Origin of the sequence: Sinorhizobium sojae CCBAU 05684 (assembly GCF_002288525.1) — a bacterium.
GTDB lineage: Bacteria > Pseudomonadota > Alphaproteobacteria > Rhizobiales > Rhizobiaceae > Sinorhizobium > Sinorhizobium sojae.
Genome location: NZ_CP023067.1, coordinates 2,706,188 through 2,727,610 on the forward strand (window position 1 = coordinate 2,706,188; position 21,423 = coordinate 2,727,610).

Annotated in this window: 18 protein-coding genes; 10 read left to right on the plus strand and 8 right to left on the minus strand. The window is 63.1% G+C overall.

Translation table 11 applies throughout. The features are described from left to right. Positions 1 to 242 precede the first annotated feature (242 nt). The 6 genes from tkt to SJ05684_RS13325 all read left to right on the plus strand — a co-directional run bounded on the left by tkt (position 243) and on the right by SJ05684_RS13325 (position 7,437). Positions 243 to 2,225: a transketolase gene (gene tkt / locus SJ05684_RS13300; RefSeq protein ID WP_034855084.1), complete on the plus strand. Its 1,983-nt coding sequence runs from the start codon at positions 243 to 245 to the stop codon at positions 2,223 to 2,225. 69 nt (positions 2,226 to 2,294) lie between these two features. Then, positions 2,295 to 3,305 carry a type I glyceraldehyde-3-phosphate dehydrogenase gene (gap, locus tag SJ05684_RS13305; protein ID WP_034855081.1) on the plus strand — a complete coding sequence of 337 codons (1,011 nt, stop codon included), beginning with the start codon at positions 2,295 to 2,297 and terminating at the stop codon, positions 3,303 to 3,305. 5 nt (positions 3,306 to 3,310) lie between these two features. Continuing rightward, positions 3,311 to 3,901 (plus strand): putative glycolipid-binding domain-containing protein, encoded by a 591-nt coding sequence (locus tag SJ05684_RS13310; RefSeq protein ID WP_034855078.1) that lies wholly within the window; start codon positions 3,311 to 3,313, stop codon positions 3,899 to 3,901. After that, complete coding sequence (locus SJ05684_RS13315) at positions 3,901 to 5,100, plus strand: phosphoglycerate kinase (RefSeq protein ID WP_034855075.1); 1,200 nt, start codon at positions 3,901 to 3,903, stop codon at positions 5,098 to 5,100. Before SJ05684_RS13310 ends, SJ05684_RS13315 begins: the two co-directional genes overlap by 1 nt. 221 nt (positions 5,101 to 5,321) lie before the next feature. After that, a complete protein-coding gene (locus SJ05684_RS13320) occupies positions 5,322 to 6,347 on the plus strand; it encodes a class I fructose-bisphosphate aldolase (protein WP_034855073.1) in 1,026 nt (341 codons plus the stop codon). A gap of 172 nt (positions 6,348 to 6,519) precedes the next feature. Further along, positions 6,520 to 7,437, plus strand: a complete 918-nt coding sequence (locus SJ05684_RS13325) for a PhzF family phenazine biosynthesis protein (protein ID WP_034855072.1) — start codon at positions 6,520 to 6,522, stop codon at positions 7,435 to 7,437. Between the two features lie 92 nt (positions 7,438 to 7,529). On the opposite strand, the gene SJ05684_RS13330 is transcribed toward SJ05684_RS13325, so the two are convergent. Together SJ05684_RS13330 and SJ05684_RS13340 are read right to left on the minus strand one after the other, a co-directional pair. Continuing rightward, positions 7,530 to 9,398: an adenylate/guanylate cyclase domain-containing protein gene (locus tag SJ05684_RS13330; protein WP_034855070.1), complete on the minus strand. Its 1,869-nt coding sequence runs from the start codon at positions 9,396 to 9,398 to the stop codon at positions 7,530 to 7,532. Between the two features lie 368 nt (positions 9,399 to 9,766). Further along, complete coding sequence (locus SJ05684_RS13340; protein WP_085939076.1) at positions 9,767 to 9,922, minus strand: hypothetical protein; 156 nt, start codon at positions 9,920 to 9,922, stop codon at positions 9,767 to 9,769. A gap of 180 nt (positions 9,923 to 10,102) precedes the next feature. Here SJ05684_RS13340 and SJ05684_RS13345 point away from each other — a divergent pair, with 180 nt between their 5' ends. From SJ05684_RS13345 to rcdA, 3 genes are all read left to right on the plus strand, one after another. Continuing rightward, positions 10,103 to 11,410, plus strand: coding sequence for an MFS transporter (locus SJ05684_RS13345; protein ID WP_034855066.1), 1,308 nt, complete (start codon positions 10,103 to 10,105; stop codon positions 11,408 to 11,410). After that, positions 11,397 to 11,585, plus strand: a complete 189-nt coding sequence (locus tag SJ05684_RS13350; RefSeq protein ID WP_034855064.1) for a DUF1192 domain-containing protein — start codon at positions 11,397 to 11,399, stop codon at positions 11,583 to 11,585. Before SJ05684_RS13345 ends, SJ05684_RS13350 begins: the two co-directional genes overlap by 14 nt. 438 nt (positions 11,586 to 12,023) lie before the next feature. Further along, positions 12,024 to 12,542, plus strand: a complete 519-nt coding sequence (gene rcdA, locus SJ05684_RS13355; RefSeq protein ID WP_034855062.1) for a protease adaptor protein RcdA — start codon at positions 12,024 to 12,026, stop codon at positions 12,540 to 12,542. A gap of 152 nt (positions 12,543 to 12,694) precedes the next feature. Here the strand turns inward: rcdA and rpmE are convergent, their stop codons facing one another. Continuing rightward, positions 12,695 to 12,916: a 50S ribosomal protein L31 gene (gene rpmE / locus SJ05684_RS13360; RefSeq protein WP_034855060.1), complete on the minus strand. Its 222-nt coding sequence runs from the start codon at positions 12,914 to 12,916 to the stop codon at positions 12,695 to 12,697. A gap of 196 nt (positions 12,917 to 13,112) precedes the next feature. Here rpmE and SJ05684_RS13365 point away from each other — a divergent pair, with 196 nt between their 5' ends. Beyond that, a complete protein-coding gene (locus tag SJ05684_RS13365) occupies positions 13,113 to 14,924 on the plus strand; it encodes an ABC transporter transmembrane domain-containing protein (RefSeq protein WP_095694265.1) in 1,812 nt (603 codons plus the stop codon). Positions 14,925 to 14,968: 44 nt separating this feature from the next. Here SJ05684_RS13365 and SJ05684_RS13370 read toward each other — a convergent pair whose 3' ends face one another. The 5 genes from SJ05684_RS13370 to SJ05684_RS13390 form a co-directional block, all read right to left on the minus strand. Beyond that, entirely contained in the window at positions 14,969 to 16,579 is a 1,611-nt protein-coding gene (locus tag SJ05684_RS13370; protein ID WP_095694301.1) for an FAD-binding dehydrogenase, read from the minus strand. 80 nt (positions 16,580 to 16,659) lie between these two features. Beyond that, positions 16,660 to 17,691, minus strand: coding sequence for a peptidoglycan -binding protein (locus tag SJ05684_RS13375; protein WP_034855048.1), 1,032 nt, complete (start codon positions 17,689 to 17,691; stop codon positions 16,660 to 16,662). 2 nt (positions 17,692 to 17,693) lie between these two features. Further along, positions 17,694 to 18,797 carry a MotA/TolQ/ExbB proton channel family protein gene (locus tag SJ05684_RS13380; RefSeq protein WP_034855047.1) on the minus strand — a complete coding sequence of 368 codons (1,104 nt, stop codon included), beginning with the start codon at positions 18,795 to 18,797 and terminating at the stop codon, positions 17,694 to 17,696. 346 nt (positions 18,798 to 19,143) lie between these two features. Further along, on the minus strand, positions 19,144 to 19,944 hold the full coding sequence (locus SJ05684_RS13385; RefSeq protein ID WP_034855045.1) for an inositol monophosphatase family protein: 801 nt from the start codon (positions 19,942 to 19,944) through the stop codon (positions 19,144 to 19,146). A 334-nt stretch (positions 19,945 to 20,278) separates the two neighbouring features. Next, positions 20,279 to 21,421 carry a tetratricopeptide repeat protein gene (locus SJ05684_RS13390; protein WP_034855043.1) on the minus strand — a complete coding sequence of 381 codons (1,143 nt, stop codon included), beginning with the start codon at positions 21,419 to 21,421 and terminating at the stop codon, positions 20,279 to 20,281. Between the last annotated feature and the right edge of the window lie 2 nt (positions 21,422 to 21,423).

Here is a 21,423-nt window from a genome sequence, read left to right on the forward strand (position 1 = left end):
CAATGCCGGGTGGAACAATTGCTCGAGGCAAGCTGTGGATGGCTGAATCCGGCTCGTGAAGACACCGATGGCGACGGCGCGACGGGCTGCGGAATGGCGCGCGAAAGATCGCCGCCATTTGGTCGTGGAAGGCCTGTATTTATTGACTCGCGCGGCGCACCTGCTATGTGTCGGGCCGCTTCTCATACGGTCTTTGGAGGATTGGAGACCGTCCCTGACCACCGAACCCAAACGGAACAGTCATGATCTCTCGCGAAAAACACGACCGGATGGCGAATGCAATCCGTTTCCTCTCCATGGACGCCGTCGAGAAGGCAAATTCCGGCCACCCCGGTCTTCCCATGGGTGCCGCCGATATAGCAACGGTTCTCTTCACCCGCTATCTGAGCTTCGACCCGAAGCAGCCCCATTGGCCCAATCGCGATCGCTTCGTTCTGTCCGCCGGCCACGGTTCGATGCTTCTCTATTCGCTGCTCTACTTGACCGGCTACGAAGACATCACCATCGACGAGATCAGGAATTTCCGCCAGCTCGGCTCGCGCACGGCCGGCCATCCGGAATATGGCCACGCGGCAGGCATCGAGACGACGACCGGTCCGCTCGGCCAGGGCATTGCCAATTCCGTCGGCATGGCGATCGCCGAGCGCAAGCTCCGGGAGGAGTTCGGGGCCGAGCTGATGGAGCACTACACCTACGTCATCGCCGGCGACGGCTGCCTGATGGAAGGCATCAGCCAGGAGGCGATCGCGCTTGCCGGTCATTTGAAGCTCAACAAGCTGATCGTCTTCTGGGACGACAACAACATTTCGATCGACGGCCCGATCTCGATCGCCGACTCGACTGACCAGCACGCCCGCTTCCGCGCCTGCAACTGGCACACGATCGCGGTCGACGGTCATGATCCGGACGCGATCGCCGCCGCGATCGAGGAGGCTCAGAAGTCCGATAAGCCAACGATGATCGCCTGCAAGACCGTCATCGGCTTCGGTGCGCCGAACAAGGCCGGCACGCACAAAGTGCACGGCTCGCCGCTCGGCGCCGAGGAAATCGCCGCGACTCGTAAGGCGCTCGGCTGGGAAGCCGAGGCCTTCACCGTTCCCTCCGACGTACTCGACGCCTGGCGGCTTGCCGGCTTGCGCTCGACCAAGGCACGCAAGGAGTGGGAAGAGCGGCTGGAATCCGCCGAGACCGAGAAGAAGGCGCAGTTCATCCGCCGCTTCGCCGGCGACCTGGAAGGCAGCCTCGCTTCGGCGATCGGCTCCTATAAGCAGAAGCTCGCGGAGACCAAGCCGTCGCCGGCCACCCGCAAGGCCTCCGAGGATGCGCTCGAGGTCATCAACGGCGTGCTAGCCGAGACGGTCGGCGGCTCTGCCGACCTGACCGGCTCCAACAACACCAAGACGAGCCAGACCCATTCGATCACCCCGGACAGCTTCGCCGGCCGCTATATCCATTATGGCGTGCGCGAGCACGGCATGGCCGCCGCCATGAACGGCATGGCGCTCCATGGCGGCCTCATCCCCTATTCCGGCGGCTTTCTGATCTTCTCCGACTATTGCCGCCCGTCGATCCGCCTTGCCGCGCTGATGGGTATTCGCGTCATCCATGTGCTGACGCATGATTCCATCGGCCTTGGCGAAGACGGTCCGACGCATCAGCCTGTCGAGCACCTCGCCTCGCTGCGCGCGATCCCGAACCTCCTGGTGTTCCGCCCGGCCGATGCAACGGAGACCGCCGAATGCTGGCAGCTCGCGCTCGAAAGCCGCGCGCGCCCGTCTGCAATCGCGCTGACGCGCCAGAACCTGATGGCCGTGCGCACGGAATACGAAGAGGAAAATCTCTGCGCCCGCGGTGCCTATGACCTCATCACCGCCAGCGATGCCAAAGTGACGATCTTCGCCACCGGTTCGGAAGTCGAGATCGCGGTGAAGGCATGTCAGACCCTGACGGCCAAGGGCATTGCGACGCGCGTCGTTTCCGTTCCCTGCGTCGAGCTCTTTGCCGAGCAGAGCGAGGATTATCAGCAAGCGATCATCGGCAATTCCCCGGTCAAGATCGCGGTCGAAGCCGGTGTCCGCCAGGGCTGGGATCATCTGATCGGCAGCGACGGCACCTTCATCGGCATGTCGACCTTCGGCGCTTCCGGCCCCTACAAGGACCTCTACAGGCATTTCGGCATCACGCCGGAAGCGGTGGTGGCTGCCGCCGAAGCCAAGTTGTCCTGATCAACCGGTGGGCGCGCTTACGGCGCCCTCTATATGTTTCAACGCCACCCTGACAGGGAGAGACCCGACATGACAGTGAAAGTCGCCATCAATGGTTTCGGCCGCATCGGCCGCAACGTGCTTCGCGCCATCGTCGAATCCGGCCGCACGGATATCGAAGTCGTCGCCATCAACGACCTCGGCCCGGTCGAGACCAACGCCCACCTCCTGCGCTTTGACTCGATCCACGGCCGGTTCCCGGCCGATGTAAAGGTCGAAGGCGACGCTATCATCATCAACAACGGCAAGCCGATCAAGGTGACGGCGGTCCGCAACCCGGCCGAACTGCCGCACAAGGAACTCGGCGTCGACATCGCGATGGAATGCACCGGCATCTTCACCACCCGCGATAAGGCCGCCGCCCATCTGGAAGCCGGCGCCAAGCGCGTCATCGTCTCGGCACCGGCCGACGGCGCCGACCTCACCGTCGTCTACGGCGTCAACCATGACAAGCTGACGAAGGACCACCTCGTTATCTCCAACGCATCCTGCACGACCAACTGCCTGGCACCGGTCGCCAAGGTGCTGAACGACGCCATTGGCATCGATCACGGCATGATGACGACGATTCACTCCTATACGAACGACCAGCCGTCGCTCGACCAGATGCACAAGGATCTCTACCGTGCCCGTGCCGCGGCACTGTCGATGATCCCGACCTCTACCGGTGCCGCCAAGGCTGTCGGCCTCGTACTGCCGGAACTTAAAGGCAAGCTCGACGGCTTCGCCATGCGCGTACCGACCCCGAATGTCTCGGTCGTCGACCTGAAGTTCGTCGCCAAGCGCGACACGACGAAGGAAGAGGTCAATGCCGCGATCAAGGCCGCGGCCGAAGGTCCGCTCAAGGGCGTTCTCGGTTATACGCTCGCCCCGAACGTCTCGATCGACTTCAACCACGACCCTCATTCCTCGGTCTTCCACATGGACCAGACCAAGGTCATGGAAGGCAACTTCGTGTCGATCCTGACGTGGTACGACAACGAATGGGGCTTCTCGAACCGCATGTCCGACACGGCGGTCGCTCTCGGCAAGCTCCTCTAAGTTCGATGTTCCGGCCCCTTTCCTCAACGACGGTACGCTGGCGTCCGATCGAGGGGGCGGGGCTCGAACATCTGACGCTTAGACCTTTAAATGCATCTTTCGGCGCGGCAATCCGCGCCGAAAGCGTCATTATCGGCGAGCGCGACGGCGCGGCTTACGGGCTTCGCTACCGGATTGATTGCGATGCCGGCTGGCGCGTGACGGCATTGGCAGTCGAGACGACGGACGGGCGCAGCCTTCACCTGCTGTCCGAGGGCAGCGGCCACTGGCGAACGGCCGAGGGTGCCGCCCTCCCCCACCTCGACGGCTGCATCGACGTCGACCTTGCCGGCACGCCCTTCACTAACACCCTGCCGATCCGTCGGCTTGGGCTTGGCCGTTACCCGGGCGCGGTGAAACTCAAAATGCTTTACGTGCCGTTCGACAGTTTCGAGCCGACGGTCGACGTTCAGCGCTATACCTGCCTCGAGGACGGCAAGCTCTATCGCTTCGAGGAAGATGACGGCAGCTTCACCGCCGATCTGTCGGTCGATGAGGACGGCCTCGTCATCGACTATCCCACTCTTTTCCGAAGACTATCACCGGAGACCACCTGATGACTTTCAAGACACTCGACGATCTCACCGACATCGCCGGCAAGCGCGTGCTCGTGCGCGTTGACCTCAACGTGCCGGTCAAGGACGGTCAAGTGACCGACACTACGCGCATTGAGCGCGTCGCGCCGACAATCCGCGAGCTCTCCGAAAAAGGTGCGAAGGTCATTCTGCTTGCCCATTTCGGCCGGCCGAAGGGCGAGCCCGTTGCCGAGATGTCGCTGAAGGCGATCGCGCCCGCCGTCGAGGAAATCCTCGACCAGCGCGTCGCCTTCGCCGCCGACTGCATCGGCGACAAGGCAGCCAATGCGATCGCCGAAATGAACGACGGCGATGTTCTGCTCCTCGAGAACACCCGCTTCCACAAGGGCGAGGAAAAGAACGATCCAACCTTCGTCGCCGCCCTCGCCGCCAATGGCGATCTCTATGTCAACGACGCCTTCTCCGCCGCCCATCGCGCCCATGCCTCTACCGAAGGCTTGGCAAACCATCTTCCCGCCTATGCCGGCCGCACCATGCAGGCCGAACTCGAGGCGCTCGAAAAGGGGCTCGGCAATCCGAAGCGCCCGGTCGTAGCCATCGTCGGCGGCGCCAAGGTCTCCACCAAGATCGACCTCCTGCAGAACCTTGTGAAGAAGGTCGATGCACTGGTCATCGGCGGCGGCATGGCGAATACCTTTCTGGCAGCCCAGGGCATAAACGTCGGCAAGTCGCTCTGCGAGCACGATCTTGCCGAAACGGCAAAGGCGATCGTCGCTGCGGCATCCGCCGCCGGCTGCGCAATCGTCCTGCCGGAAGACGGTGTCGTCGCCCGCGAGTTCAAGGCGGGCGCCGACCACGAGATCGTCGACATCGCGGCTATCCCCGCCGATCAGATGATGCTCGACGTCGGACCAAAATCCGTCGCCGCTATCAATGACTGGATTTCGCGCGCCGAGACACTCGTCTGGAACGGACCGCTCGGCGCCTTCGAGATCCCCCCCTTCGACAAGGCGACGGTCGCCGCAGCCAAGCATGCCGCCTCGCGCACCCGACAGGGTTCGCTCGTATCCGTTGCCGGCGGCGGCGACACGGTCGCAGCCCTCAACCATGCCGAAGTCGCCGACGACTTCACCTATGTCTCGACCGCCGGCGGCGCCTTCCTTGAATGGATGGAAGGCAAGCCGCTGCCGGGCGTTGATATACTGCATCGACAAAAGTGACAGCAACCGTTCCGACCCGGGTACGAAGCTCGGGTCGGAACAAAAAATTCCAATACTTCAAACGATTAAAATTATTTAAATCGTTTTATCCCGTTTTACTGCCATTTTCCCGCACAGTATCTTCTGTTAACGCGCCGTCGTTCGGCAGCGCGGAACCGTCTTCGCGCGCCGAGACCATTTGCTGCTCCGCCGATGATCGGCGCTGTGTGTAGGAGAACAAGATGAGCGAAAGACTGGAAGATATTGCGGTTGCCATGGTTGCCAACGGCCGGGGCCTGCTTGCAGCCGACGAGTCGACCGGGACGATCAAGAAGCGCTTCGACGGCATCGGACTGGAATCCACCGAGGCCTCGCGCCGCGACTATCGTGAAATGCTGCTGCGATCCGACGAAGCAATGCGCAACTATATCTCCGGCGTCATCCTCTACGAGGAAACTCTGTTCCAGAAAGCAGCCGACGGCACGCCGCTCGTGGAGGTCATCAAAAACGCCGGCTCGATCCCGGGCATCAAGGTCGACACCGGCGCCAAGCCGATGCCCTATTTCCCCAACGAAACGATCACCGAGGGCCTGGATGGCCTCGCCGGCCGGCTTGCCAAATATTACGAAGCCGGCGCCCGCTTCGCAAAGTGGCGCGGCGTCATCGCCATTTCCGAGGCGCTTCCGACCTGGGGTGCTGTCAAGGCCAACGCGCATGCGCTCGCCCGTTATGCCGCACTCTGCCAGGAAGCGAGGATCGTGCCGATCGTCGAGCCGGAAGTGCTGATGGACGGCGCCCCCGGCGACCATTCGATCGAGCGCTCGGAAGACGTATCCGAATGGGTACTTCGCACCGTTTTTAAGGAACTCGCCGACGCACGGGTCCAGCTCGAGGGCATGATCCTGAAGCCGAGCATGGTGATCGACGGCAAGAAGGCGCGCAAGGCTTCGGTCGAGGAAGTCGCCGAACGCACGATCAAGGTACTGAAGCGCACGGTGCCCGCCGCCGTCCCCGGCATCGCCTTCCTCTCCGGCGGCCAGTCGACGGAAGAGGCAACCGCCCATCTCTCCGCCATGAACACGGCGCACGACCTGCCCTGGAAACTGACCTTCTCCTACGGCCGTGCCCTGCAGCAGGAGGCGCTCAACGCCTGGACCGGAAAGGCAGAAAACGTTGCCGCCGGCCAGCGCGCCTTTATCCATCGCGCCAAGATGTGCAGCCTCGCCGCCAAGGGCAGTTGGAAGAAAGACCTCGAAAAGGCTGCTTGATCGGCACCTTACTTAGCGGGGAGAGAGGAAAAGGCCTGGCGACAGCGATGTCGCCGGGCTTTTCTGTGAACAAAATGTGCTCACAGAAATTGTCCGGGTGACAACTCCGCTGTTTCGCCGGGCATGGCCGGAATCTACATCTCGATCATCGCCGACCGAATCCGGGGACTCCATGACAAGCATCTCCTTCGTCACCGTCGACGTCTTCACCTCCGAGCGTTTCGCCGGAAACCAGCTCGCCGTGATTACCGATGCTCGCGGCTTGAGCGACCGCCAGATGCAGGAGATCGCGGCAGAGTTCGGTTATTCCGAGACGACCTTCGTCTTGCCGCCCGAAAACGCTGAGAATACGGCACGGGTGCGCATCTTCACGCCGACGGGCGAAGTCCCATTTGCCGGGCATCCGAATGTCGGCACCGGCTTCGTGCTCGGACTGCAGGAGGAAATCTTCGGCAAAAGCGCGGGCGGCCATCTGCGGTTGGAGGAAAAGGCGGGGCTCGTCGAAGTCGCCCTGCGACGCAAGGGCGGGATCGTCAGCGGCGCGCGGATCCTTGCCCCGCAGCCGCTCGCCGTCGGTCCCGCGATCGACCCGGAGAGCGTTGCGGCCTGCGCTTCGCTCGATCCAGATGCCTTGAGCGACCGCAATCACGCACCGGTACGCATCTCCGTCGGCCTCGCTTTCACCGTCGCCGAGATCGGGGATATCGAGATGCTTTCCAAGGCGCGGCCGAATGTCAGCGCCTTCCATGAGGCGAACGCTCGCTATCCGCTGGCCGAGGACTCGTTCAGCCTGTTTCTTTACGCCCGCACCCGCGACAATCCCTGGCACATTCGCGCCCGAATGTTTGCGCCGCTCGACAATGTCATCGAGGACCCGGCAACGGGGAGCGCCTCAGCAGCGCTCGGCGCCTACCTCGTTTCGCGTCTAACGGAAGCGGATGCCGAGATTGAGCTCGCGATCGAGCAGGGCGTCGAAATGCGCCGCCCCAGCCTGATCACGGTCGCCGTCAGCAAGAGAAACGGCGCTCTTGGCGAGGTCAGCGTCTCGGGCGACTGTGTCATGGCCATGCGCGGATCGATCGACATCTGACGACCCGCCCCCTCAAAGCTCCCGACCCTGCAGCGCCGCGTGTCTTATCGGACGGGATGCGCAACGGTCGCCTTGTCTTTGATGAGGTCGATCTACGGTGACATCAAGCAATTGGCGACGGAGTCGAGGAGGCTGCGGAAGCGCGGATGGTCGCGAATGGCATCGAGGTCGGAGTCCTGCTTGAACCAGAGCAGATGATAGCCGGAGCTCTGCGGAACGACCGCCTCGAGCAGGTCGAGTGCGCGCTCGCATTCGCCGACGATCGCACAGACGCAGGCGAGATTGTATTGCGCGACGAGGTCGTCCGGATCGATTGCGAGCGCGCGTGCCGCCCATTCCTTCGCGCGCTCCACCTCACCGAGATGCGCGAGCGCCAGGGCGCCGCGATGGGCCGGACCTGAATTTTCCGGGTGCTCCTCCAGCGCCTTTTCCGCCCGTTCGATGCCGATCCTGGCCCAATGCCGCCGCTCCGGCTCCGCGCCGAGCGCGCGATAGGAGCTCATCAGGTGGATCGGTGAAAGATAGTCGTCCGGCCGGATCTCCGCGGCGCGCGTGAAGAACTCGACCGCCTCGCTAAACCGGCCCTGCATGTAAAGGTACCGGCCGTAGTGGAAATTGGCCTCGTAAAGCGACGGGTCGAGCGCCAGCGCCTGACGGAGTTCGCGGCCGGCTTCCTCCGTCCGCCCGTCCTGGTGCAGCGCCATTCCGCGAGAAGCATGCGCCTCGGCGAGATGCGGATCGAGCGCCAGCGCCCGAGCACTCATCTCGAGAATGCTTTCGAGCGGAAAGTCCTTTTCGTGCCAGTCCCTGATCGCGCATTCGCAATCGGCGATGCCGGCATAGGCCCGGGCATAGTTCGGATCGAGTTCGACCGCCTTCAGGAACATCCGGCGCGCCAGCAGCATATAGGCGCGCGTCCAGGCATGCGAGAACTGACGGCCGCGCAGGTAATAGGTATAGGCCTCGACCGAGGTGGTCGGGTCACTCTCGATCGCCTTCTTCTCTTCGGGCAGAAGCTTGATCCTGAGCTGGTTGACGATCGCGTGGGTGATCTCGTCCTGAATGGCGAAGATATCCGTCAGATCGCGATCGTAGCGGTCGGCCCACAAATGTCCGCCGGTGTGGGCGTCGATGAGCTGGCCGGTGATGCGTACCCGCTCGCCCGCCTTACGCACGCTGCCTTCCAGGATGTAACGCACGCCGAGTTCATGGGCGATCTGCTTGATTTTTACCGCCTTGCCCTTGTAGGTGAAGACGGTGTTGCGCGCGACGACATGGAGCCGTGAAATCTTCGACAGGTCGGTGATGATGTCCTCCGTAATCCCGTCGGAGAAATATTCCTGCTCCGGATCATGGCTCATATTGGTGAAGGGCAGGACCGCGATCGACAGCTCGTAGCCGCGGTCGACGGTCGAAGCCGACTCCGTTTGTCGCCTCGCGTCACCGTCGCCGAGGACGACAGTATAGACGCGGATATTCGGAGCGATGTTCTTCAGGCTGAACTCGCCCCTGTCGATAAAGTCTAAATCGAGCCGCGAGCCGATCTGGTCTCGCACCGATGCGGAAACCGCGATACCGGAGGGATCCGCAAGTCCTTCGAGACGCGCAGCCACATTGACGCCATCGCCGAATATGTCTCCGTCCTCGACGATCACGTCCCCGAGATGGACGCCGATCCTGAGTTCGATGCGCCGGTTTTTCGCCAGGCCGCGGTTGCGGTCGAGCATGCCCCGCTGGATCTCTGCGGCACAGGCGACCGCATTCACGACGCTCGAAAACTCCACCAGGATACCGTCGCCGGTCAGCTTGACGATGCGGCCCCTGTGCTCCTCGATCTTCGGTTCCACGAATTCGCGGCGATGCCGTTTCAGCGCAGCCAGTGTCCCCGCCTCATCGGTTCCCATGAGGCGGCTGTAGCCCACGACGTCGGCTGCGAGGATTGCGGTCAGGCGGCGTTCCAAGAGAGAGCCTCGATGTCCATCTTCTGGCGGAGCACGGTAATTTAACCTTTTCTTGCCATCCTGTCCTGCAGAGACTTTCATCCGTGCGGCGCTGCTGCTTCGAGGGCAAAAGGCACCGGCAGTGCTTCGAACACCGCGTGGCCGCAACGATAGCCCAGCGCATCGGGCCGAAAATCGGACCCGATTTTCGGAAAGCTCGATGCGCAGATGAATAGCGTTACACCTTTGCGCGTCTGAAAAGACGCGCGGCGCTGTAGCCGCAAAAGCTGAGCTGTTTTCAAAAGGAACGCCGACCCGCATGCCCGAGGCGGCACGCGTAGCGCAGGCGGAGGAGGAGCGGGGCCGGGCTGTCAACGACCCGTTGGCGGCTAGGGCCTCACGAGCACCGTGATCATCATGACCGCGATGGCGAAGACGGCAATCTTCCAGAAATCCCGACGCTGCCTGAGCCCCGGATATCCAAGCGGCCTGATGAGTTGCGTACACATGGCGAGGAGCAGTAATACCGCCAGTATTTTCGACATTCGATCGATCCGGAGAATTCTGCAGCCGCAGGCTCTGCGTCATACGGCTGTCACTTTTCGTCGCATAGAGGGCTATTGTTTTCGCCGCCAATTTGCAATGACCGGCGGAATCGAACTTGGCCGCCAAAGCGTCGTATCCTGCCGCGACTTGCCGAAGGCAGAACGACTTTCGGATATATCATGAGAAAAAACCTCCTTCTTCCCGTCACCGCGCTCCTGCTGGGCACCCTGTTCCTCTTCCTCGGAAACGGTCTTCACAGTCTGCTCCTACCCGTGCGCGGCACGGCGGAAGGATACCCCACAATTGTTCTCGGCCTACTCGGCACATCATGGGCCTCCGGCTTCGTCCTCGGCTGCTTCTTCGCGCCGAATGTGGTCAAGCGCATTGGCCATGTACGCGCTTTCAGCGTTTTCACGGCGCTGACTGCGATCATCGCGCTCATGACCGGGGTGATGATCGATCCGGTTTCGTGGGTCGTGCTGAGGGCGGTTACGGGCTTTTCCACGGCCGGCACGTCGATGATCATCGAAAGCTGGCTGAACGAACGCGCCACCAATGAAAGCCGCGGGGTGATCTTTTCGCTCTACATCGCGATCACGCTCGTCGGCGTCGTGGGCGGTCAGATGATGATTCCCTTCGGCGAAACGTCGACGACCTTCTTCTTCATGATCTGCGGCATTCTCTACTGCGTCGCCATGCTGCCGACCCTACTGTCGAAGGCCGCCACGCCGCAGCCGCTCCAGCAGGTCCGGCTCGATCTTCGCGGCCTTTATCGCAATTCACCGGTTTCCTTTCTCGGCATCCTGCTGGTCGGCACCGCCAATGGCGCCTTCGGCACGCTCGGGGCCGTGTTCGGGCGCCAGGCCGGCCTCTCCGACAGCACAGTCGCCACGATGATGAGCGTCGCGATCTTTTCGGGCGCGGTCATGCAATTGCCGGCCGGCCGCATCTCCGACCGGGTCGACCGCCGTTATGTGCTGGCCGTCCTCGCCGGCGTCGCAGCCTTGGCAGGGCTCCTGCTCTTCCTCTTCGAACCGGGGCAGGTCTGGATCGTGCTGACGATGATCGCCATCTACGGCGCCGCCGCCAACGCGCTCTATCCTATCGCCGTTTCTCACGCCAACGACTTCGCCACGGCCGAGGACTTCGTCAAGGTCTCGGGCGGCCTCTTGCTGCTCTATGGTATCGGTACAATTATCGGCCCGACGATTGGCGGACCGGTGATGACCGCGGCGGGTCCCTATGGTCTCTTCATGATCACGGCCGCAGCGCATATGCTGATCACCGTCTATGCGATCGTCCGCAGCCGCCGTCGCGCACCGGTGCCCGTCGCCGAACGCGAGACCTTCTCGCCGGTCAATGCCGGCACGGCGACGACGCCGGAAAGCCTGCAGCTCTCGCCGCGGGCGGCACCGCTGGACGAGCCGCACGAAGATGCAGACGGTGTCGAGGAAGAGCAGGAGGAGAAAGAGGATGAGCCTGTATGACGATGATCAGCCGAAGAAGAAAATCGTCCACGAAATCGGCAGCGACCTGTCCCAGCTCTCGGTCGATGAACTGACGGCGCGCATCGCGCTGCTGAGCGAGGAAATCGCCAGGCTCGAGGCGGAACGCGCCCGCAAATCTGCAAGCCGTTCGGCCGCCGAGGGCCTCTTCCGTTGACGGGGTGAACTGCCCGGCATGCGGCTTTCGGCCGTATGAGGGTAACCCCGAACGATTGGGTTCTATCCCGAATCGGAGCCGATTGAAGCACAAGGGCTGCGCCCCCGGATTGAGGCTGTTTTAACCGCACATTAAGCATTTTCTGCGATTGTCCGAGCATCCGGCCCTTGCCGGACTCAGACATTTTTCACCGACTGGCGAATGGGTCTGATTTTTTCTCCCTGTTTTACCTTGAGAGCCGCTCCGCGCGGCTCTTTTTTTGTTTCGCGACGAGAAATTCCAAAGAATTGTGGAGATTAACCCTTTCTTAAGAATACCCTTGCGCGGAATGCGGTATCAGATCATTCTTCCAGCAAGAGAGGGGCCAAGGAAACTTTTCCCACGGCCTCGTCGTTACCTGACCGTCGTGATGCGTTTGAACCAGGGAAGAGACAGGCCATGTCCGAGAGAGGATTGAATACCGTCAGTTTCGCGGGACATGCTGCGTCCTCGGCGCAGTTCAAGGCCCTCTACGCGGAAGGCATGGGCCTTGTCGAGGAAACCGCAGGCTATCTCGACGGCCCGGGCCGGACGGCCTCCAAGGTTCTGCCGCGCATGGCCTCCGTTCTCTATGCGGCCGAGTCGATGCGGCTGACCACGCGGCTGATGCAGGTGGCCTCCTGGCTGCTCCTGCAGCGCGCCGTCAACAATGGCGAGATGAGCCGCGACCAGGTAATGTCGGAAAAGAGCAAGGTTCGCCTCGACAGCTTCAACGTCGATCGCAGCGCTCCCGGCTGGAACGATCTTCCGGACGCGTTCCGCGATCTGATCGAACGTTCGCTGCGCCTGCAGAACCGCGTCGCCTTGCTCGACCGCGAGATCTACCGGCCGCAGGAAGCATCCGCCTTCGTTCCGGACAACCAGAATGGCGTCAAGGCGCAGATAAAGCTGCTGCAGACCGCCTTCGGCACGAACTGACGCCGCTTTTCTTTTGCTTGAGCTGAGCCCGGCCTTGCCGGGCTTTTCTTTGCGGCGATGCTCGGCCGAGCGCGTGCTCCCCATTCGCTGCGGCCCCACAAAACAAAAGCCCGGCGCTAGGCCGGGCTTTTTTGTAATCACTCGGTGAAGACTTAGAGACCGAGGCCTTCGAAGCGCTTCTTGAACTTGGAGACGCGGCCGCCGCGGTCGACGAGCTGCTGATTGCCGCCGGTCCAGGCCGGATGGGAATTCGGGTCGATTTCCAAGTTCATCGTCGCACCTTCCGTACCCCAGGTCGAGCGGGTTTCGTATTCGGTGCCGTCGGTCATGACCACCTTGATGATGTGGTAGTCGGGATGGATGTCTGCCTTCATAACAATCTTCCTAGAGTTCCGGGGTCCAATTGTCGCAAGGCATTGCGACTTTGGGACCGAACACGTAAATGAAGCCGCAGACCGCTCTGGCCACGGCTTCCCAATTCGATGCCGTGCCTATACATGAAGGTCTGCGGGATAACAAGTGCCGCGCGGAAGACTTATCGACCCTCCGTGACAGGCGAAGGGGGGTCAAATGGCAAGACAAGCAAACCAACCGCCAGCAAAAAAGTCCATCCGTCCGCTGGTGACAGTCCTGCCCTACATGCGCCGGTACCGCCGCTTCGCGATCGGCGCCGCGATCTCGCTGACGATTGCCGCAGTCACCACGCTGACGCTGCCATTGGCCGTCCGCCGCATGATCGACCACGGCTTCTCAAGCTCCGATGTCGCTTTCATCAACACCTATTTCTCGATGCTGATGGTGCTGGCGATCGTCCTCGCGCTGGCGAGCGCCGCCCGCTATTATTTCGTTATCTCGCTTGGCGAGCGCATCGTCGCCGATCTCCGGCGTGAGGTCTTTGCCCGGGTGACGGAGCTTTCGGCCGCCTTTTTCGACGTCAACCAGTCCGGCGAGATCGTATCGCGCCTGACGGCAGATACGACGCAGATCAAGTCGGCAGTGGGCGCAACCGCTTCTGTTGCGCTGCGTAACCTCATTCTCTGTCTCGGCGCCGTCGCCATGATGGTCTATACGAGCCCGAAGCTATCGAGCCTCGTGCTTGCCGCCATTCCGCTCATCGTCTTCCCGCTCGTCGGCTTCGGACGCTCGGTCCGCCGCCGCTCCCGCGAGGCACAGGATACGCTCGCCGCCGCCTCGGCCTATGCCGGAGAGGCGATCGCCGCCACCCGCACGGTCCAGGCCTTCAACGGCGAGGAAAGCGCCAATCGGCGTTTCGGCACCGCCGTCGAAGACGCCTATGGCGCCGCCCGATCCGCCATCAGAGCACGCGCGGCGCTGACGGCCTTCGCCATCACCATGGTTTTCGGCAGCGTCGTAGCCGTATTGTGGTTCGGCGCGCGGGACGTCCTCGATGGAACGCTCTCGGCGGGAACGCTCAGCCAGTTCTTGCTCTACTCGGTCTTTGCAGCCGGCAGCCTGGGCGCACTCTCCGAGGTTTGGGGCGAGCTCTCCCAGGCGGCGGGTGCAGCCCAGCGCCTGCGCGAGCTCCTGGCGGAAGTCCCGCAGATCCGCGCGCCCGAACACCCGGTTGCAATGCCGACGCCGGCGAGGGGCGCCATCGCCTTCGCCGATGTGCACTTCGCCTATCCGGCCCGTCCGGATTACAAGAGCCTCAAGGGCCTGAGCTTCGCGGTCGAGCCGGGAGAGACCGTGGCCATCGTCGGCCCCTCCGGCGCGGGCAAGAGCACCGTTTTTTCGATGCTTTTGCGCTACTATGATCCGACCAAGGGCTCCGTTCTGGTCGACGGAACGGACATCCGCGCGGCCGATCCGAAGGACTTGCGCGAGCGCTTCGCCATCGTGCCGCAGGACGTAACGATCTTCGCCGCATCCGTCCACGACAACATCGCTTTCAGCGCACCGAACGCGAGTCGCGAAACGGTTGTCTCCGCAGCGATTGCCGCCCAGGCGGATGAATTCATCACCAGGCTCGATCGCGGCTACGATACGCTGGTCGGCGAGCGTGGCGTCACGCTATCCGGCGGCCAGCGCCAGCGCATCGCCATTGCACGCGCAATCCTCCGGAACGCGCCTATCCTGCTTCTCGACGAGGCGACCTCCGCGCTCGATGCGGAGAGCGAGAAACTCGTACAGAAGGCGCTCGACGGGCTGATGCAGGAACGGACCACCCTAGTCATTGCCCACCGGCTCGCAACCGTGCTCAAGGCGGACCGCATTCTCGTCATGGAAAACGGCCGCATCGTCGAGGAAGGCACCCATGCCTCGCTGATCCACCAGGGCGGCCTCTATGCCAAGCTCGCGCGCCTGCAATTCGACCATGGGGCGGAGGGGCTCTTTCGTCGCAACTCGGCAATAGACGCATGATGCAACAGGGGGCATCCCCTCGACCTCCGCCAGCAGCGCCGACCTCAAACCGCCGCGCCGGCGTTTTGCCCCGCCGCGCGGCCGGAGAAAATGCAGCCGCCGAGGAATGTGCCTTCGAGCGCATTGTAGCCGTGCATTCCGCCGCCGCCGAAGCCGGCGACTTCGCCGGCCGCATAGAGGCCCGGCACCGGCGTACCGGAAAGCTCCAGCACCCGGCCCGAGAGATTGGTCTGCAGCCCGCCGAGTGTCTTGCGGGTCAGGATGTGGAGGCGCACTGCAATCAAAGGGCCGGCCTTCGGGTCGAGGAGACGATGCGGCTTCGCCGTTCTCAATAGGCGATCACCGCGATAGGCGCGCGCGCCGCGGATGGCAGTGACCTGCGCATCCTTCGAGAAGGGGTTGGCGATCTCGCGGTCGCGCGCCTCGATCTGCACTCTGAGATGAGCCGCTGAAAGCCGGTTCTCACCCGTCAGCCTGTTCATCCCCTCGACGAGATCCTCGAGCCGGGTGCCGACGACGAAATCCTCGCCCTTCTCGATGAAGGCTTGCACGGGCCCGGGTGGATTCTGACCGAGCCTCTTCAGAAGCAGCGGAATGCTCTTGCCCGTTAGATCCGGGTTCTGTTCGGAGCCCGAAAGGGCAAACTCTTTCTTGATGATCTCCCGCGTCAGGATGAACCAGCTATAATCATGACCGCTGCGGCGTATCGCCTCGAGCGTCGCGAGCGTATCGAAGCCAGGCATTGCCGGGGCCGAAAAGCGGTTGCCGTCGGCATCGCACCAGAAGGAGGACGGCCCCGGCAGGATGCGGATGCCGTGGTCCGGCCAGATCGGGTCGAAATTCCTGAGGCCCTCGGTGTAGTGCCACATGCGATCGGCATTGATCACGGAGCCACGGGCCTGGGCGGCGATCTCGACCATCCGGCCGTCGACATGGTGCGGCACGCCGCTCACCATCGAGGCCGGCGGCTGGCCGAGCCGCTTGCGCGGCCAGTTGCGGCGCACCAGCTCGTGGTTGCCGCCGATGCCGCCGGAGCTGACGATCACCGCGCCGGCGGAAATTTCGAAATCACCCACCACATCACGGGAACTCTGTTCGCCGCGCGAGGCCGTATCCGACTTGAGGATGGCGCCGCGTGCTCCAGTCACCACGCCGTCGGACGTCACCAACTCGTCGACGCGATGGCGGAAGCGGAAGCGGACGAGGCCGCGGCCCTCCGCCTCGCGCGTCAGGCGGATGAAGGGTTCGAGGACGGCTGGACCCGTGCCCCAGGTGACGTGAAACCGCGGCACCGCCCAGCCGACGACCGGGAACCAGCGCAAGCCAAGCGAATGAAGCCAGCGTCGCTTTTCGCCCGCGGCGAAATCGAGATAGGCCTCGGCCCAGAGCCGCGGCAAATGATCTTCCGGCCGATCGAACTGCGACGATCCCATCCAGTCCTGGCCCGCAAGCGCGCGGCTGTCGCGAATGCCCATCCGCCGCTGCTCTGGACTGTCTATGAAAAAGAGGCCGCCGAGCGACCAGAAAGCCTGGCCGCCGAGATTCTGCTCCCGCTCCTGATCGAGCACGATCACCTTGCGGCCGCGCGCCGCCGCCTCGGATGCCGTGACGAGTCCGGCAAGGCCCGCACCGATCACCAGCACATCACAATCTATCAACGGCGCCCTCCCCCACATCCTTCGACCCGAACGATTCTTACGCGCACGTCAAAGTCAACTCAAGCGGGGGTCTGCGCCTATTTCTCGGTGAGCTTGAGTTCGATGCGGCGGTTCTGCGCCCGTGCCTCCAAACTCTCGCCCTCGGCTATCGGCTGATACTCGCCGAAACCCGCGGCGACCAGCCGGTCGGCCGGAACGCCCTGGGATATCAGGAATTTGACCACCGAAGTCGCGCGCGCCGACGAGAGTTCCCAATTGTCCCGGAGGCGCCCGGTTCCGGAGAGGGGAACATTGTCCGTATGTCCGTCGACGCGCAGAACCCAGTTTATCTCCGAGGGAATCTCCTTGGCGAGGTCGAGCAGCGCCGTGGCGAGCTTCGTCATCTCCGCCTGCCCTTCGGCATTCAGGTCGCTGCTGCCGGAAGAAAACAGCACCTCCGACTGGAAGACGAAACGGTCGCCGACAATGCGGATGTTTTCGCGGTCGGACAGAATTTCTCTCAAGCGCCCGAAGAAATCCGAACGATAGCGGTTGAGCTCCTGCACGCGCTGAGCGAGCGCAACATTGAGCCTGCGGCCGAGGTCCGCAATCTTCGCCTGCGACGCCTGATCCTTCGCCTCGGAGGCCTGAAGCGCGCCCTCAATGGCGGCGATCTGGCTGCGCAGGGCCGCGATCTGCTGGTTCAACAGTTCGATCTGGCTCATCGCACGGGCGCTGATCTGCCGCTCTGTCTCTAGCTCGGATCCCAGCCTCCCGAGCTTTTCGTTCGCGACGTCGACGCTGCCGGCGCCCTTGTCCAGCAAGGCCTGTAGGCGCGAACGCTCGCCCTCGGATTGCGCCAGTGATGCCTGGAGATTGGCAAGCGAATCCTCCAGATCCTGCTTGCCGCTCTTTTCGAGAGCAAGCAGTTGGGTCAGTTCGTTGATCTGGCTGTTCAGCCGGTTCAGCACCTCGTCTTTACCGCTGATCTCCCTGCCGAGCAGGAACTGGGCCAGCACGAAGACGCTGAGCAGGAACATGATCGCCATAAGCAGGGTCGACAGCGCATCGACGAAGCCCGGCCAGTAATTGATAGCCCGCTCGTTGCGGCTTCTTCTGGCGAGTGCCATGGTCAATCACCCCCATCGTCGCGGTGGCCGAGCTTCGGCTGCGACAGCGCCTTCTCGCTATTGACGGCAATCCGATCCGCCTGTCCGATACGCGAGGTCAGCTTGTCGAGCGTCTTGCGCATGGATTTCGCCTCCTCCTGCTGTGCTTCGATCCAGTCGCGCAGCATCTGCTGCTCGCCGCGCATGTTCTTGACGAGACCTTGGATGCCTTCGGCCAGGCTCGCCATCGCGGCCGTCGTGCGCTGGTTGACGCCGCCGTCATGGGCGATGCGGGCGATCTGATCCGTCAGGCGCCGCAATTCCTCGACCGGCGCGCTGTCGGAGACCTCGACCGGACCCGATACGCCGGAGCCGACATCGGTCACCGACGACAGCCAGTTTTCGAGTTCCGTGTAGAATCGGTTCTGGGCTCGGCCCGCCTGCAGGTCGAGGAAGCCGAGGATCAGCGAGCCGGACAGGCCGAACAGCGAGGCCGAGAAGGCGGTCCCCATGCCGGTCAGCGGCGCCGACAGACCGCTTTTCAGCGACCCCAGCAGATCTTCCGTGCTGCCGGTACCCGCATCGAGCGACTGGATGACCGTGTTGATCGAACCAATTGTGCCGAGCAGGCCCCAGAAGGTGCCGAGCAGGCCGAGAAAGACGAGAAGGCCCGTGAGATAACGGGTAGTGTCGCGAGACTCGTCCAGGCGCGAGGCGATGGAATCGAGGATGGACCGGAGCGCCGTGGTCGAGATGCCGCTGCCGTGACGCTCGCCGATCAGCGCTCGCATCGGTGCAAGCAGCACCGGATCGCGTCCGACCTTGGCGGCGCTGCCGGCGGCGCGGAACGAATTGAACCAGCGCACCTCAGGCCGTAGGCTGAGGACGTGGTTGAACGCGAGAAGAATGCCGATCAGCAGAACGCCGAGGATCAGCCCGTTGAGCCCGGGATTGCCGAGGAATGCGTCACGCGCCTGGCGGAAGAGGATGGCGGCGACGAAACCGACGATGATCAGGAAAATGGCCATCGTCCAGAAATAGGGCATGGGGCTTGAAAGCTTGTGCGGGTTGTAATTTTCCTCCGCGCCTTCCCGGTCACGCCAGCCAGACAGGTTCAATGTCGTCATATGTTTGCCAGTCTCCCGGTTTGCAGCAACGCCCACCTCTCATGCCAGGTGAAGATCGCCGCAACGCTCTGATTCGTCGGATCATTCTCGAAGCGATTGCGACCCGAAGACGTGATGCCACGGTGAGGCCGAGGCCATCGGTTACTGGCCCGGAGACTAGTGTAACTTTGCGCCGAATTGAAGGGAAAACAGATGTTACGCGAACTATAAGGAACGGCAGTAGTTTCTGACCGATCCGATGGGCCAAACCCACTACCGTTGCTATTCCGCGACTGTCGGAACTTGACTGCCCGCGCAGCGGCTGCGGACATCACCCGAGCAGCTTCCGCGTTCTGCACCCGTCTGGCTACTTGCTGGGGACCGGGCGGCGAATGACCTCGCTGAGCGCCTTGGCGATATATTCGTTACCGCAGATTATGGAGCCGTCCTCCAACGGCCTGCTGTCGCCGTTGGAATCGGTCACCCATCCGCCGGCCTCGCGGATCAGCAGCACGCCGGCTGCGATGTCCCAGGCGGCGAGATCGCGCTCCCAGTAACCGTCGAAGCGTCCGGCGGCCACATAGGCAAGATCGAGGGAGGCGGAGCCGAAGCGGCGGACCCCGGCAACTTCGCCCATGACATGGCGAAGCTCGATCAGATACTTGCCGTGGTTGCCGCGGCCGAGATGCGGCGTGCCGGTGGCGATGACGGCCTCGGAGAGCTTGCGGCGGGCGCCGACCCGCAGCCGCCGGTCGTTCAGGAAAGCGCCGCCTCCGCGCTCGGCGGTGTAGAGCTCGTCGGTCGCGGGGTTGAAGACGACCCCGCCAACGATCTCGCCCTGGCGCTCCAGGGCGATCGAAACGGCAAAATGCGGAATGCCGTGCAGGAAATTGGTGGTGCCGTCGAGCGGATCGACGATCCAGCGGTGGGCCCCGTCGGTGCCCTTGATCTCCTCACCCTCTTCGCCGAGGAATCCATAGGTCGGGCGCGCCTTCAGGAGTTCGTCGCGGATGAGGCGCTCGGCCTTGTGGTCCGCTTGGGAAACATAGTCGCTGGGACCCTTCAAGGACACCTGCAGGTTCTGCACCTCGCCGAAATCGCGTGCCAGCGATTTGCCGGCCTTGAAGGCGGCCTGAACCATGACGTTGAGAAGGGCAGAACGGGCCATAGGACGATCCTCTGAAACGAAGGCCAGCCGAACACCCCGGCCGGAGATTGAACCTGCTTGACGGCTCGCGCCTTGAAAAGCACTGCGCATCCTGTCGGAACGCCAGAGTGGGGTGCGATGCCGTCGTCAAAAAACCGAGTGAGATCACTCCGTCCACGGGGAGACGATGAAGGGAGACCCGCAGACCAAACCGCGGGTTCAAGACCACAAAAGACCCGGAATTTCAAGTAAAATAGATGGCGGCCGCCGAAGTGTGCGCTGCCGCTGTAGCCCATTGACCCGCCCGTATGCCTTCATCCTTCAGATCGAGGTCGATTAGGGAGCCACGCAGTAGTCAGGACGAACGGAACCTGTTCGCTGCCGACAGCGCCGACTTCTGTTGCTCCTCGGTGAGGCCGAGATAGAAGTCTTCGAGCGCATCGTCCTTAAGCCCCGCGCGGCGTGAAAGCACGTACCACTTCGCCGCCTCGAGCGGGTCCGGGCGCGTGCCGATGGCATTGACGTACAGATGCGACAGCCGGTTCTGCGCGACGACGTTGCCGCCTTCGGCCGCCCGCTTCATCCAGGCGAAGCCTTCGTCGAGATTGCGATCGCCGGCAATGCCTTCGATCAGCCAGATGGCGATGTCGAGCTGTGCCGTGTCGTAGCCGGCGCGGGCGGCGCGCATCAGCCATTCGCGCGCCCGCGCGCGCTTGCTTTCCTCGATTCCGTCGACATTGAGATAGATCTGCGAGAGCGCATATTGGGCGTCGGCGATCCCCTGCTCGGCGGACTTCTCGTAATAGGGCATTGCCGCCTTGAGCCCTCTCGGCCCGGGCATGTCGGCCACCAGCGTCTGCCCGTAATTGAACTGTGCGGAGGCATTGCCGAGATCGGCCGCCCTCTTCATCAGCGCTTCCGATTTCTTGCGGTCGCGCTCGACGTAACGCCCCTCCATGAGCATCAGGGCATATTTGAACATGGCGGCAGGATCGCCGTTCCCGGCCGCCTGGCCGTACCAGAAGGCCGCCTCTTTCGGGTCGCGCGCAACACCGAGCCCCTGCTCGAGGATCGACGCGACGAGCGTCTGCGCGGCAGGATCCCCGAGCTGGGCGCGCGGCAGAGCAAGATCCATCGCGGTCAGGTAGTAACCCCGCTGGAAGGCGCCATAGGCCTCGTCAATCTTGCCGGTGAAGGGCTTTTCCTCCGGAAGCGCCGGCAGTTCGGCACCCATGCGCTCGATGACATTGACCCCCTCCGAGGGCGCATCGCCGTCGCTCGCCTTCGGCTCTGACGGCTGACCGGTGTCCGCTTGCGGCGCCCCCTCCGGCGGCGCGGCGCCATTGAACGGCGTGATCCGCCCGCGCTTCGGTGCGCTTCCCTCCTCGACCGGTTCCTGAGCGGTCGGCTGCGCGGCCCACGACGGCAGGACCGTCAGGACGGCTGCCGCGGACAGGATCGCGGCCAGGCTGGATCTCAGTAGGAAACGGCTCAGCATCC